Origin of the sequence: Streptomyces sp. NPDC057877 (genome assembly GCF_042796855.1) — a bacterium.
In the GTDB taxonomy this organism is placed as follows: domain Bacteria; phylum Actinomycetota; class Actinomycetes; order Streptomycetales; family Streptomycetaceae; genus Streptomyces.
In genome coordinates this window covers 331,235-345,598 of the sequence record NZ_JBHVMS010000006.1, presented here as the reverse complement: position 1 = coordinate 345,598, position 14,364 = coordinate 331,235, and the positions used below count along the sequence as shown (strand labels likewise).

General features: G+C 67.8%; 11 protein-coding genes. All 11 read left to right on the top strand.

Going from position 1 to position 14,364, the window contains the following annotated elements; all coding sequences use genetic code 11:
- Nucleotides 1–17 precede the first annotated feature (17 nt).
- The 11 genes from typA to ACFVQG_RS20090 all read left to right on the top strand — a co-directional run bounded on the left by typA (nucleotide 18) and on the right by ACFVQG_RS20090 (nucleotide 14,308).
- Nucleotides 18–1,934 (top strand): translational GTPase TypA, encoded by a 1,917-nt coding sequence (gene typA / locus ACFVQG_RS20140; RefSeq protein WP_383384712.1) that lies wholly within the window; start codon nucleotides 18–20, stop codon nucleotides 1,932–1,934.
- Nucleotides 1,935–2,321: 387 nt separating this feature from the next.
- Nucleotides 2,322–3,368: an ABC transporter permease gene (locus ACFVQG_RS20135; protein ID WP_383384710.1), complete on the top strand. Its 1,047-nt coding sequence runs from the start codon at nucleotides 2,322–2,324 to the stop codon at nucleotides 3,366–3,368.
- 102 nt (nucleotides 3,369–3,470) lie between these two features.
- Nucleotides 3,471–5,261: an ABC transporter substrate-binding protein gene (locus tag ACFVQG_RS20130; protein ID WP_383384707.1), complete on the top strand. Its 1,791-nt coding sequence runs from the start codon at nucleotides 3,471–3,473 to the stop codon at nucleotides 5,259–5,261.
- A 97-nt stretch (nucleotides 5,262–5,358) separates the two neighbouring features.
- A complete protein-coding gene (locus ACFVQG_RS20125) occupies nucleotides 5,359–6,336 on the top strand; it encodes an ABC transporter permease (RefSeq protein WP_383384700.1) in 978 nt (325 codons plus the stop codon).
- Between the two features lie 15 nt (nucleotides 6,337–6,351).
- Nucleotides 6,352–7,413 carry an ABC transporter ATP-binding protein gene (locus ACFVQG_RS20120; RefSeq protein WP_383384697.1) on the top strand — a complete coding sequence of 354 codons (1,062 nt, stop codon included), beginning with the start codon at nucleotides 6,352–6,354 and terminating at the stop codon, nucleotides 7,411–7,413.
- Between the two features lie 15 nt (nucleotides 7,414–7,428).
- Nucleotides 7,429–8,562, top strand: a complete 1,134-nt coding sequence (locus ACFVQG_RS20115) for an ABC transporter ATP-binding protein (protein WP_383384695.1) — start codon at nucleotides 7,429–7,431, stop codon at nucleotides 8,560–8,562.
- Nucleotides 8,563–8,741: 179 nt separating this feature from the next.
- Complete coding sequence (locus ACFVQG_RS20110) at nucleotides 8,742–10,376, top strand: ABC transporter substrate-binding protein (protein ID WP_383384692.1); 1,635 nt, start codon at nucleotides 8,742–8,744, stop codon at nucleotides 10,374–10,376.
- A gap of 12 nt (nucleotides 10,377–10,388) precedes the next feature.
- A complete protein-coding gene (locus tag ACFVQG_RS20105; RefSeq protein ID WP_383384690.1) occupies nucleotides 10,389–11,312 on the top strand; it encodes an ABC transporter permease in 924 nt (307 codons plus the stop codon).
- Complete coding sequence (locus ACFVQG_RS20100; RefSeq protein ID WP_383384687.1) at nucleotides 11,305–12,285, top strand: ABC transporter permease; 981 nt, start codon at nucleotides 11,305–11,307, stop codon at nucleotides 12,283–12,285. The genes ACFVQG_RS20105 and ACFVQG_RS20100 overlap by 8 nt, the downstream gene beginning before the upstream one ends.
- 9 nt (nucleotides 12,286–12,294) lie before the next feature.
- Nucleotides 12,295–13,275: an ABC transporter ATP-binding protein gene (locus tag ACFVQG_RS20095; protein ID WP_383384684.1), complete on the top strand. Its 981-nt coding sequence runs from the start codon at nucleotides 12,295–12,297 to the stop codon at nucleotides 13,273–13,275.
- Nucleotides 13,268–14,308, top strand: a complete 1,041-nt coding sequence (locus tag ACFVQG_RS20090; RefSeq protein WP_383384681.1) for an ABC transporter ATP-binding protein — start codon at nucleotides 13,268–13,270, stop codon at nucleotides 14,306–14,308. The genes ACFVQG_RS20095 and ACFVQG_RS20090 overlap by 8 nt, the downstream gene beginning before the upstream one ends.
- Nucleotides 14,309–14,364 lie beyond the last annotated feature (56 nt).

Genomic DNA, 14,364 nt, shown 5'->3' with positions numbered 1-14,364 from the left:
CGGGAGTACGCCGCAATATGGCTGTGACTGCAACGCGTCACGACATCCGCAATGTCGCCATCGTCGCCCACGTCGACCACGGCAAGACCACCATCGTCGACGCCATGCTCAAGCAGGCCGGTGCCTTCGCCGCCCACCAGCTCGATCAGGTCGACGACCGCATGATGGACTCGAACGACCTGGAGCGTGAGAAGGGCATCACGATCCTGGCCAAGAACACGGCGGTCAAGTACCACCCGAAGGCGGGCGGCGACCCGATCACCATCAACATCATCGACACCCCCGGCCACGCCGACTTCGGTGGCGAGGTCGAGCGCGGCCTGTCGATGGTCGACGGTGTCGTCCTGCTCGTCGACGCCTCCGAGGGCCCGCTGCCGCAGACCCGGTTCGTGCTGCGCAAGGCGCTCCAGGCGCGGCTGCCCGTGATCCTGTGCATCAACAAGACGGACCGGCCGGACGCCCGTATCGACGAGGTCGTGAACGAGGCGTACGACCTGTTCCTCGACCTGGACGCCGACGAGGACCAGATCGAGTTCCCGATCGTCTACGCCTGCGGCCGCGACGGCATCGCGTCGCTGACCAAGCCGCAGGACGGCACCGTCCCGGCCGACAGCGACAGCCTGGAGCCGTTCTTCTCCACCATCCTGGAGCACATCCCGGCGCCGACGTACGACGCGGAGGCCCCGCTCCAGGCGCACGTCACCAACCTGGACGCCGACAACTTCCTCGGCCGTATCGCGCTGCTGCGCGTCCAGCAGGGCGAGCTGAAGAAGGGCCAGACGGTCGCGTGGATGAAGCGCGACGGTTCGGTCAGCAACGTGCGGATCACCGAGCTGATGATGACCGAGGCGCTGACCCGCAAGCCCGCGGAGAAGGCGGGCCCCGGTGACATCTGCGCCGTCGCCGGTATCCCGGAGATCATGATCGGTGAGACGCTCGCCGACCCGGAGAACCCCGTCGCCCTGCCGCTGATCACGGTCGACGAGCCCGCGATCTCCATGGTGATCGGTACGAACACCTCGCCGCTGGTCGGCAGGGGCGGCACCGGCAAGGGCGCCGACAACAAGGCCGCCGTCAAGGACCGCAAGGTCACCGCGCGCCAGGTCAAGGACCGGCTGGACCGGGAGCTGATCGGCAACGTCAGCCTCCGGGTGCTGGACACCGAGCGGCCGGACGCCTGGGAGGTGCAGGGCCGCGGTGAGCTGGCGCTGGCCATCCTCGTCGAGACCATGCGCCGGGAGGGGTACGAGCTGACGGTCGGCAAGCCGAAGGTCGTCACCAAGGACGTCGACGGCAAGGTGTACGAGCCGGTCGAGCGGATGACCATCGACGTGCCCGAGGAGCACATGGGCGCCGTCACCCAGCTCATGGGCGTCCGCAAGGGCCGGATGGACAACATGTCCAATCACGGTTCGGGATGGGTTCGCATGGAGTTCGTGGTGCCCTCGCGCGGCCTGATCGGTTTTCGGACGGAATTCCTGACGCAGACCCGCGGTACCGGCATCGGCCACTCCATCCACGAGGGCTTCGAGCCGTGGTTCGGGCCGCTCCAGACCCGCAACAACGGCTCGCTCGTCGCCGACCGCTCCGGCGCCGTCACGGCGTTCGCCATGACGAACCTCCAGGAGCGTGGCGTACTCTTCGTGGACCCCGGCACCGAGGTGTACGAGGGCATGATCGTCGGTGAGAACTCCCGCTCCGACGACATGGACGTCAACATCACCAAGGAGAAGAAGCTCACGAACATGCGGTCCTCCACGGCCGATGTGACCGAGTCGATCGTCCCGCCGCGCAAGCTGTCGCTGGAGCAGTCGCTGGAGTTCTGCCGCGACGACGAGTGCGTCGAGGTGACCCCGGAGGCCGTTCGCATCCGCAAGGTGAACCTGGACGCCCGCGAGCGCGCCCGCGCCGCGAGCCGCGCCAAGCACACCTGACGGACCCCGCGAGGGGCGCATGACACGGACCCGGTTCCCCCGACGGGGAATCGGGTCGTCGTCGTGTCCGGGAGAGGGCCGCGGAGGGCGACTCATGGTGGTTGTTCCGCGCTGTTCGGATATCGGTATGGCTGCGCTCAAGTTTCGGACATGTAAACCAGTAAATTGTCCGCTTTGAGCCGCAATGCAGATTTTCCGTCTCACCTGTCAAGCGCGCGCAGGTGTCAATCTTTGCAATTTTTGCTCAAAAAAAGCTCGGTAGGGAGATCCCTATGTCTTCTGCCCTTGACGCGCGTTGATGCGTTTGGCGAAAGTTCCCCCAAACCACAGAACCTGCCGGTATCTGTGCTGCGCTCAACTCTCCAACCCCCCGGGGGAAGAACACACATGACCAGTCCGACGAAGGCCGAGGGCTCCGGGTCCGCGGTCGCCTTGGACCCAGAGCTGGACGCGACCTCCGAGGTCGCCGAAGGTCCCAAGAAGCTTGAGGGTCGCTCTCCCGGGCAGTTGATGTGGCAGCGCTTCAGGCGTGACCGTACAGGGATGTTCTGCGCCGGCGTAGTGATTTTCTATTTCGTCATCGCGCTGTGTGCACCGCTGCTCACCGCGATCAGCGGCACCGACCCGTACACGCTGTACGGCCAGGACCCGACGTACGCGGACAAGCCCATCCTCGACGACTTCGGGCTCCCGCTCGGCTACTTCGGCGGCATGTCCGCGGACCACTGGTTCGGTGTGGAGCCGCAGTACGGCCGTGACCTGTTCGCCATGCTCGTGTACGGCATGCGGACGTCGCTGTTCATGGCGCTCGGGGTCTCGGTCCTGCTGACGGTCACCGGCGTGATCATCGGTCTCGTCGGCGGCTACTTCGCCGGTCGCACCGACTACTGGCTGGGCCGGGTCACGGACTTCTTCCTGTCCTTCCCCTCGCAGCTGTTCTTCATCGCCTTCATGCCCGTGGTGACCTCGTTCTTCGTGGACCCGCGGGACGAGACGCCCACGTACTTCCGGGCGCTGGCGATCCTGATCGTGCTGTGGGTGCTCGGCTGGATGGGCATGTCCCGACTCGTGCGCTCCGTCGTCCTGGCGCTGCGCGAGCGCGAGTTCATCGAGGCCGCCAAGGTCTCGGGGGCCTCGCCGGGCCGGATCATCCGCAAGGAGGTCCTGCCGAACATCGTCACGCCGGTGCTGGTGCAGTTCACGTACCAGTTGCCCAGCACCATCCTGACGATCGCCTTCCTCTCCTTCGCGGGCGTCGGCTTCGTCGAGCCCACCCCGGACTGGGGGCGTCTGTTCGCCGCCGGTGCCGACTACACCCAGCAGGACCCCGCGTTCATCTTCTTCCCGGGTGTGGCGCTGGTGATCTTCATCCTGTGCTTCAACCTCCTCGGAGACTCGGTACGGGATGCCTTCGACCCCAAGTCCGGGCGCTGAGCCGTCCATTGGTGGGGGGTGGCTGCCGCCCCCGCGTCGGCCTACCAGCCGCGTCAGGCAGTACTCATGGATAACAACCGACAGGTAGGTGCATTCACCGCTATGAAGTCGTTCACCTCGCGCAGAGCGCGCGGCATACTGGTCGCCATCGCGGCCGGCTCGCTGGCGCTGACCGGCTGCTCGGAGAACACCGGTAACACCGGTAAGGACAAGAGCGAGAAGCAGGACAAGGCCAAGGAGCAGCAGCAGGGCGTCGCTTACCTGGACGCCGAGGCCTCCGCCGGTCCGGCCGAGGAGGTCCCCGGGGCCAAGCCGGGCGGCACCATCACGGTCTACCAGGAGTCGGCCCTGTCCCACATGGACCCGGGCCAGATCTACGTCTCGGACGCCGGCCAGTTCGCCAACCTGGTCTTCCGCGGCCTGACCAACTTCGAGGAAGACGGCAAGGGCGGTGTCGCGGTCGTGGGTGACCTCGCCACCGACTCCGGCAAGGCGTCCAACGACAACAAGACCTGGACGTTCACGCTCAAGGACGGCGTCAAGGACGAGAACGGCAACGAGATCACCTCGGCCGACGTCCGGCACAGCGTCGAGCGTCTGTACGCCGAGTTCATCTTCGACGGCCCGACCTACCTGCAGACCTGGCTGAGCGGTCCGGACTACCGCAAGGCCCTGCCGGACGGCGGCTTCGGCAAGAAGCACCTGCCGGACTCGGTCCTGGAGACGCCGGACGACAAGACGATCGTCTTCCACTTCGACACCCCGCGTCCCGACCTGCCGATGACGCTGGCGATGCCGGGCTACTCCATCGTGCCGGAGGAGACCGACACCAAGGAGAAGTACGACACCGCCCCGGTCTCGCTCGGCCCGTACAAGATCGCCGAGTTCAAGGCGGGCAAGACCCTCAAGCTCGTCAAGAACGAGAACTGGGACCCGAAGACGGACTCGGTGCGTCACCAGTACGTGGACGGCTTCGACTTCCAGTTCGGCATCACCGAGTCGTCCCAGACCAAGCGTCTGATCTCCGACCAGGGTGACGCCAAGAACGCCATCCAGTTCACCGGCAGCGTCGACGCCACCCAGATCCAGGACGTCATCGGCAACCAGCCGGTGGAGAGCCGCACCATCAAGGGCTACCAGCCCTACGTGATGCAGCTGACGTTCAACCTGGACCGCGTCAAGAACAAGGCCGTCCGTGACGCCGCCACCTACGCGGTGAACTCGAAGTCGCTGATCGCCGGTGAGGGTGGCGCGTACGGCGGTGACGTCGCCCCGAACCTGTTCGCCCCGACCCTGCCGGGTTACGACGCGAAGTACGACCCCTACGGCCGTCTGACGACGCCCGCGGGCAACATCGAGAAGGCCAAGGAGCTGCTCGCGGACGTTCCGGCCGCCGAGAAGAAGCTCGTCTTCGCCTACGCCAACTCGGAGGCGGGCCAGAAGCGCAAGGTCGCCATCGAGGACGCGCTCGGCAAGGTCGGCTTCGACGTCGTCTCCAAGGAGATCGACGCCGCCAGCTACTACGAGCAGATCGGCAAGCTCGCCAACCCGTACGACATCTACATCACCGGCTGGGGCCAGGACTGGCCGTCCGCCGGAACGGTCGTCACCCCGATCTACGACGGTGACCAGGTGGCCGACGGTGCGTCGAACTACTCGCACATCAACGACCCCAAGGTCCAGGAGCTGATCAAGAAGGCCCTGACCGAGCAGCCCGAGCAGGCCGCCAAGACCTGGGAAGAGGCCCACAAGTACATCCTGGAGGAGGTCAACCCGGCCGCGCCGCTGTGGTACACCAAGCAGCTGCAGCTCTACGGCTCGAACATCGGTGGTGCCCGCTACAGCACTGAGTCCAGCTACATGGACGTCACCCGACTGTTCCTGAAGTCGTAACTCTCTACGGCTGTTCGCGGGGGCGCGCACCAGGCGGAGCGCGTCCCCGCGGTTCCGTGAACCCGTCCACCGTCTCCGCAGAGAGCAGCCCCCCGCCATGCTTCAGTACATCCTCCGGCGCTCGGTCGGTGCCGTCGTCACCTTGTTCCTGATCGGCGCCGCAACCTTCTTCCTCTTCGTCGCCGCGCCGTCCGACTACGCCTCCCTGGCCTGTGGCAAGGACTGTTCGCCCGCGCGACTGGAGGACATCCGGCACGCCCTCGGTCTGGACCAGCCGCTGGTCACGCAGTTCTGGGAGTTCATGTCCGGCATCGTGGCCGGCCGGGACTTCCCGCAGGGTGACTGCCCCGCCCCGTGCCTGGGACGGTCGTTCTTCTACAACGACAACGTCACCGACATCATCATGGACCGCTTCCCGCTGACCCTGTCCCTGACGGTCGGCGCCCTGGTCGTCTTCCTCGTCCTCGGCATCGGCGCGGGCATGATCGCCGCATACCGGCGCGGCACGATGGTGGACAAGGCCGCGACCGGAGCGTCCATGGTGCTCAGCTCGTTCCAGATCTACTTCCTCGGCCCGATCGTGCTGCTGATCTTCGTGTACAGCACCGGCTGGGTGGAGAACCCGAAGTACATCCCGTTCACCGAGGACCCGTTCGGCTGGCTCGGCGGTCTGTGGATCCCCATGGCCGTGATGGCGACGATCTTCACCGGCCAGTACACCCGTATGGCGCGCTCCTCGATGATCGAGCAGCTCCAGGAGGAGCACGTTCGCACCGCCCGCGCCAAGGGCATGGGCAAGAAGTACGTGTTCTTCCGCTACGCGTGGCGCGGTTCGCTCATCCCGATCGTGACGATCCTCGGCATCGACCTCAGCGCCCTGCTCGGCGGCGGTGTCGTCACGGAACTCACCTTCGACCTCCAGGGAATCGGCCGCCTCGCCGTGGACGGAGCGGTCACGAAGGACCTGCCGCTGACGATGGGTGTCATGCTGGTCGGAGCCTTCTTCATCCTGCTCCTGAACATCCTCGTCGACATCGCGTACGCCTGGATCGATCCGCGCGTCCGGCTCTCCTAGGAAGAACGAACCACCGTGACCACACTGACCAAGACCGAGGACGCCCCGGCCCCGACCGGGTCCGAGAGTTTCCTCTCGGTCCGTGACCTGCGGGTGCAGTTCTCCACCGAGGACGGCATCGTCAAGGCGGTCGACGGGCTCTCCTTCGATGTCGAGCGGGGCAAGACCCTGGGCATCGTCGGTGAGTCGGGTTCCGGCAAGTCCGTCACCAACCTGACCATCCTGGGCCTGCACAACCCCCGGACCACCACCATCGACGGCGAGATCGTCCTGGACGGCCAGGAACTCGTCACCGCCAAGGAGAAGGAGCTGGAGAAGCTCCGCGGCAACAAGATGGCGATGATCTTCCAGGACCCGCTGACGGCGCTGTCGCCGTACTACACGGTGGGACGGCAGCTCTCCGAGCCGTACATGAAGCACATGGGCGCCTCCAAGAAGGAGGCCAAGGACCGGGCGATCCAGATGCTGGAGAAGGTCGGCATCCCGCAGCCCAAGGTGCGCTTCGACGACTACCCGCACCAGTTCTCCGGCGGTATGCGCCAGCGCGCGATGATCGCCATGGCGCTGATGTGCGACCCCGACCTGCTGATCGCCGACGAGCCGACCACCGCGCTCGACGTGACCGTGCAGGCGCAGATCCTGGACCTGCTCAAGGACCTCCAGCAGGAGTTCGGCTCCGCGATCATCTTCATCACCCACGACCTCGGCGTCATCGCCAACATGGCCGACGACCTGCTGGTGATGTACGCGGGCCGGGCCGTGGAGCGCGGCTCGGTCAAGGAGGTGCTGCGCACCCCGACGCACCCCTACACCTGGGGGCTGCTCAGCTCCATGCCGCGCCTGGACGGCGACATCGAGCAGGAGCTGACGCCGATCCCGGGCAGCCCGCCCTCGCTGCTCAACCCGCCGTCCGGCTGCCCCTTCCACCCGCGCTGCACCTTCCGCGACCAGGTGTCCGGCACCCAGTGCGTGGACGTGCGGCCGTCGCTCGGCGAGGGCCGTGCCGCCGCCTGCCACCTCACGGCCGAGCAGAAGCAGACCATCTTCATCGACGAGATCCAGCCCCGGCTGCGCTAGGGAGAGACCGAGATCATGAGCGAGAACCTCACCCTCCCCGCACAGCAGGGCTCCACCGGCACCTCCACGGAACCCCTCCTGGAGGTCAAGGGCCTGACGAAGCACTTCCCGATCTACGGCGGCTTCCCGATCAAACGCAAGGTCGGCGCCGTCCAGGCCGTCGACGGCGTCGACCTGTCCGTCGGCGTGGGCGAGAGCCTCGGCGTCGTCGGCGAGTCCGGCTGCGGCAAGTCCACCACCGGACGGCTGATCACCCGGCTCCTGGAGCCGACGTCGGGACAGATCACGTACGCCGGGCAGGACATCACGCGTGCCAGCCGCAGGCAGTTGGCGCCGGTGCGGTCCGAGATCCAGATGATCTTCCAGGACCCGTACTCCTCGCTGAACCCGCGGCAGACCGTCGGCTCCATCATCAAGTCGCCGATGGAGGTCAACGGGATCGACCCCGCGGGCGGCCGGGAGAAGCGCGTCCGGGAGCTGCTGGAGCTGGTCGGCCTCAACCCCGAGCACTACAACCGCTTCCCGCACGAGTTCTCCGGCGGTCAGCGCCAGCGCATCGGCGTCGCCCGCGCGCTCGCCCTGAACCCGAGGCTGATCGTGGCGGACGAGCCGGTCTCGGCCCTGGACGTGTCCATCCAGGCGCAGGTGGTCAACCTCCTCCAGAAGGTGCAGGAGGAGCTGGGCATCGCGTTCGTCTTCATCGCCCATGACCTGGCGATCGTGCGGCACTTCTCGCAGCGCGTGGCGGTCATGTACCTCGGCAAGGTGGTCGAGGTCGGCGACCGTGACTCCATCTACAACCGGCCCCGGCACCCGTACACCCACGCCCTGCTCTCCGCCGTCCCCGAGGTCCCCCTGGACGACGAGGGCGAGCAGCGCGAGCGCATCCGGCTCTCCGGTGACGTCCCCTCGCCGATCCACCCGCCGTCCGGCTGCCGCTTCCGCACCCGCTGCTGGAAGGCGCAGGACAAGTGCGCCACGGAGGAGCCCCCGCTGGTCCAGATCTCCGGCAACCACGACGGTCACCTGACCGCCTGCCACTTCCCGGAGGACCCGACGACCGAGGCCCACGGCGCGGACGTCGTCCTGGACCCGGCCCTCAAGGCCCTGGAGTCGTCCACGGCCAACGAGACGCCCGGCAAGTCCTGACACGGCCTCACCGCCACGTCCCCCGGAGCCCGGCTGCCATGCCGGGCTCCGGCGTTTCCGGGCGCCCACCACCCATCCGGCCCGACCCCGCATGCACCCCGCCCCCAACCCCCCGATATTGGCCGGTAACGGATCAGCGCCCCCGCGCTGACCTACGGCGCGATACGAGGAGGGACTCCATGGGTGGAGGCAGGTACGCCAGGTGGGTCGCGGGTGCGGTGGCCGTGGGGCTGGTGGGGACCGCCTGTGGGGGTGGGGACGACGGGGGCGGCTCGGGTGACACGGGGGCCGTGCTCAGTTCGTCGTGGGGTGATCCGCAGAACCCGCTGGAGCCCGCCAACACCAACGAGGTGCAGGGCGGCAAGGTGCTCGACATGGTCTTCCGCGGGCTGAAGAAGTACGACCCGGAGACCGGCGAGGCCAAGGACATGCTCGCGGAGAGCATCGAGACCACCGACTCGCGGAACTTCACCGTCACCGTCAAGGACGGCTGGACCTTCAGCAACGGCGAGAAGGTCACCGCCCAGTCCTTCGTCGACGCCTGGAACTACGGCGCCAGCCTGAAGAACAACCAGCGCAACGCCTACTTCTTCAGCTACATCGAGGGCTACGACGAGGTCCACCCGGAGGACGGGAGCAAGCAGACCGCCGACACCCTGTCCGGTCTGAAGGTCACCGGCGAGCGGACCTTCACCGTCCGGCTGAACCAGAAGTTCTCGACCTTTCCCGAGACCCTCGGCTACAACGCCTACGTGCCGCTGCCCCGGGCGTTCTTCGAGGACCACGACGCCTGGCTGGCCAAGCCGATCGGCAACGGGCCGTACCTGGTGGACTCGTACACCCGTGGCTCCCAGATGTCCCTGCGCCAGTGGGCCGACTACCCCGGCGACGACAAGGCGCGCAACGGCGGCGTCGACCTCAAGGTCTACACCGACAACAACACCGCCTACACCGACCTGCTGGCCGGGAACCTCGACCTCGTCGACGACGTGCCCGCCGCCCAGCTGCGGAACGTGGAGAACGACCTCGGCGACCGGTACATCAACACCCCCGCCGGGATCATCCAGACCCTCGCCTTCCCGTTCTACGACCGGAACTGGAGCGCGGACGACATCGCGAACGTCCGCAAGGGCCTGTCCCGCGCCATCGACCGTGAGCAGATCACCAAGACGATCTTCCAGGACACCCGCACCCCCGCCAAGGACTGGACCTCCCCCGTCCTCGGCGAGGAGGGCGGCTTCGACCCGGAGCTGTGCGGGGAGCTGTGCGAGTACGACCCCGCCGAGGCGAAGAAGCTGATCGAGCAGGGCGGTGGACTGCCCGGCGGGCAGGTGAAGATCACCTACAACGCCGACACCGGGTCCCACAAGGACTGGGTCGACGCCGTCTGCAACTCCATCAACAACGCCCTCGACAACGACCGCGCCTGCGTCGGTAACCCCGTCGGCACCTTCGCCGACTTCCGCAGCCAGATCACCGACCAGAAGATGAGCGGCCCGTTCCGCGCGGGCTGGCAGATGGACTACCCGCTGATCCAGAACTTCCTCCAGCCGCTCTACTACACCAACGCCTCCTCCAACGACGGCAAGTGGACCAACAAGGAGTTCGACGACCTCGTCGACCAGGCCAACGCCGAGTCCGACACCGCCAAGGCCGTCGACCTCTTCCAGCGGGCCGAGGAGGTCGTCCGCGACAACATGGCCGCCATCCCGCTCTGGTACCAGAACGGCAGCGCGGGCTACTCGGAGCGGCTGTCCAGCGTCAAGCTCAACCCGTTCAGCGTCCCCGTCTACAACGAGATCCAGGTCGGCTGAGAGGGGGCGGCGATGGGACGCTACGTCGTCCGGCGGCTGCTCCAGATGATCCCGGTCTTCATCGGGGCCACGCTGCTGATCTTCCTGATGGTCAACGTCATGGGCGACCCCATCGCGGGACTCTGCGGCGACCGCCAGTGCGACCCGGCGACCGCGGCCCAGCTGCGCCACGAGTTCGGCCTCGACAAGCCCGTGTGGCAGCAGTACCTGACCTACATGGGCAACGTCTTCACCGGCGACTTCGGCACCGCCTTCAACGGCCAGCCGGTCACCGAGCTGATGGGCACCGCGTTCCCGGTCACCATCCGGCTCACGCTCGTGGCGATCCTGTTCGAGATCGTCATCGGGATCGGCCTCGGCGTCGTCACCGGCCTGCGCCGCGGCCGTCCCATCGACACCGGCGTCCTGCTGGTGACCCTGGTCGTCATCTCGGTGCCCACCTTCGTCACGGGTCTGCTGATCCAGCTGCTGCTCGGGGTGAAGTGGGGGTGGATCAAGCCGTCCGTCTCCTCCGAGGCCACCTTCGACGAGCTGATCGTGCCGGGGCTGGTCCTCGCCTCGGTCTCGCTCGCGTACGTCACCCGGCTGACCCGTACCTCCATCGCGGAGAACCGGCGCTCCGACTACGTCCGTACGGCCGTCGCCAAGGGCCTGCCCCGGCGCCGGGTGATCACCCGGCACCTGCTGCGCAACTCGCTCATCCCCGTCGTCACCTTCATCGGCGCCGACGTCGGCTTCCTCATGGGCGGCGCGATCGTCACCGAGCGGATCTTCAACATCCACGGCGTCGGCTACCAGCTCTACCAGGGCATCCTGCGCCAGAACACCCAGACCGTCGTCGGCTTCGTGACCGTCCTCGTGCTCGTCTTCCTGCTGGCCAACCTCATCGTCGACCTCCTGTACGCCGTACTCGACCCGAGGATCCGCTATGCCTGAGCCGCCGCGCGAGCCCGACAACGCCATCGCCGCCACCGGCCAGGGAGGTGCCATGGACCTGGGACTGGCGGAGGCGGAGACCCTGGAGCGGACGCCCGGCGGCCCCGAGGGCACCGGCCCGCAGGAGAAGCCGCGCTCCCTGTGGTCCGACGCCTGGCACGACCTGCGCCGCAACCCCGTCTTCATCGGCTCCGCGCTGGTCATCCTCTTCCTGGTCTTCATCTCCCTGTGGCCGTCGGCGATCGCCTCCGGGAACCCGCTGAAGTGCGACCTCGCCCGCGCCCAGGAGGGCTCCCAGCCCGGCCATCCCTTCGGCTTCAACGGGCAGGGCTGCGACGTCTACACACGGACCGTCTACGGGGCCCGTACGTCCGTCGCGGTCGGTGTCCTGTCCACCCTCGGGGTCGCGGTCCTGGGGAGCGTCCTGGGCGCCCTGGCGGGCTTCTTCGGCGGCGTCGGGGACGCGGTGCTCTCCCGCATCACCGACGTCTTCTTCGCGATCCCCGTCGTCCTCGGCGGGCTGGTGCTGCTGTCGGTGGTCACCAGCAACACCATCTGGCCGGTGATCGGGTTCATCGTGCTGCTGGGCTGGCCGCAGCTCTCCCGGATCGCCCGCGGCTCCGTCATCACCGCCAAGCAGAACGACTACGTCCAGGCCGCCCGCGCCCTCGGCGCCTCCCACTCCCGGCTGCTGCTGCGGCACATCGCGCCCAACGCCGTCGCCCCGGTGATCGTCGTCGCCACCATCGCGCTCGGCACCTACATCGCGCTGGAGGCCACCCTGTCCTTCCTCGGGGTCGGCCTGCGCCCGCCCAGCGTCTCGTGGGGCATCGACATCTCCGCCGCCTCGCCGTACATCCGCAACGCCCCGCACGCCCTGCTGTGGCCCTCCGGGGCGCTGGCGGTCACCGTGCTCGCGTTCATCATGCTCGGCGACGCGGTGCGCGACGCCCTCGACCCGAAGCTGAGGTGAGCCGCCGCCATGCTGCTCGACGTACGCGACCTGCACGTGGAGTTCCGCACCCGCGACGGCGTCGCCAAGGCCGTCAACGGCGTCAGCTACCGGGTGGACGCGGGCGAGACCCTCGCCGTGCTCGGCGAGTCCGGCTCCGGCAAGTCCGTCACCGCCCAGGCCATCATGGGCATCCTCGACATGCCGCCCGGCCGGATCACCGGCGGCGAGGTCCTCTTCCAGGGCCGGGACCTGCTGAAGCTGAAGGAGGACCAGCGCAGGAAGGTCCGCGGCGCCGAGATGGCGATGATCTTCCAGGACGCCCTCTCCGCGCTCAACCCGGTGCTCACCGTGGGCGACCAGCTCGCCGAGATGTTCACCGTGCACCGCGGGATGTCCAGGAAGGACGCCCGCGCCAAGGCCGTGGAGCTGATGGACCGCGTCCGCATCCCGGCCGCCAGGGAGCGCGTACGGCAGTACCCGCACCAGTTCTCCGGCGGCATGCGCCAGCGCATCATGATCGCGATGGCGCTCGCGCTGGAGCCGAAGCTGATCATCGCCGACGAGCCCACCACCGCCCTCGACGTCACCGTCCAGGCCCAGGTCATGGAGCTGCTCGCGGAGTTGCAGCGCGAGTACCACATGGGGCTCATCCTCATCACCCACGACCTCGGCGTGGTCGCCGACGTCGCCGACCGGATCGCGGTGATGTACGCGGGCCGGATCGTGGAGTCCGCGCCCGTCCACGACATCTACAAGGCGCCCGCCCACCCGTACACCCGCGGCCTGCTGGACTCCATCCCGCGCCTGGACCAGAAGGGCCAGGAGCTGTACGCCATCAAGGGCCTGCCGCCCAGTCTGCTCCGCATCCCGCCGGGCTGCGCCTTCCACCCGCGCTGCCCGCTGGCCAGGGACGTCTGCACGACCGATGAGCCGCCCCTGTACGAGGTCGAGGGGCCCGGCGAGCGCGGCAGCGCCTGCCACTTCTGGAGGGAGTGCCTGCATGGCTGAGCCCATCCTCGAGGTGAGCGGGCTGGTCAAGCACTACCCGCTCACCCAGGGCGTCCTCTTCAAGAAGCAGGTCGGCGCCGTGAAGGCCGTGGACGGCGTCGACTTCCACCTCGACCGCGGCGAAACCCTCGGCATCGTCGGCGAGTCCGGCTGCGGCAAGTCCACGGTCGCCAAGATGCTGGTCAGCCTGGAGAAGCCGACCGCGGGGACGATCCGGTACAAGGGCCAGGACATCACCGGCTTCTCCGGCCGCGCCCTGAAGGCCGTACGCCGCAACATCCAGATGGTCTTCCAGGACCCGTACACCTCCCTCAACCCCCGGATGACCGTCGGCGACATCATCGGCGAGGCCTACGAGATCCACCCCGAGGCGGCCCCCAAGGGAGACCGGCGCAAGAGGGTCCAGGAGCTGCTGGACGTCGTCGGCCTGAACCCCGAGTACATCAACCGCTACCCGCACCAGTTCTCCGGCGGCCAGCGCCAGCGCATCGGCATCGCCCGCGGCCTCGCCCTGCGCCCCGAGATCATCGTCGCCGACGAACCGGTCTCCGCGCTGGACGTGTCGGTGCAGGCGCAGGTCATCAACCTGATGGCCCGCCTCCAGGACGAGTTCGACCTCTCCTACGTCTTCATCGCCCATGACCTGTCGATCGTGCGCCACATCTCCGACCGGGTCGGGGTGATGTACCTCGGCCGGATCGTCGAGACGGGCACGGACGAGGAGATCTACGACCATCCGACCCACCCCTACACCCAGGCGCTGCTCTCCGCGGTCCCGGTGCCCGACCCGGAGGCCCGTGAGCACCGGGAGCGGATCATCCTGGCCGGTGACGTGCCGTCCCCGACGAAGATCCCGTCCGGCTGCCGCTTCCGCACGCGCTGCTGGAAGGCGCGCGAGCGGTGCGTGGTGGAGGTACCGGCGCTGGCGGTCCCGGGGGAGTTCCAGGGGGTGAGGGGCCCCGCCGCCCACGACTCGGCCTGCCACTTCGCGGAGGAGAAACAGGTGGTGCCGCCGGAGACCCCGGCCGAGTAACAGAAAGGCAACTCCCCTGACCCGGCTCCGATATACGGACGCGGCACGCTATAGAG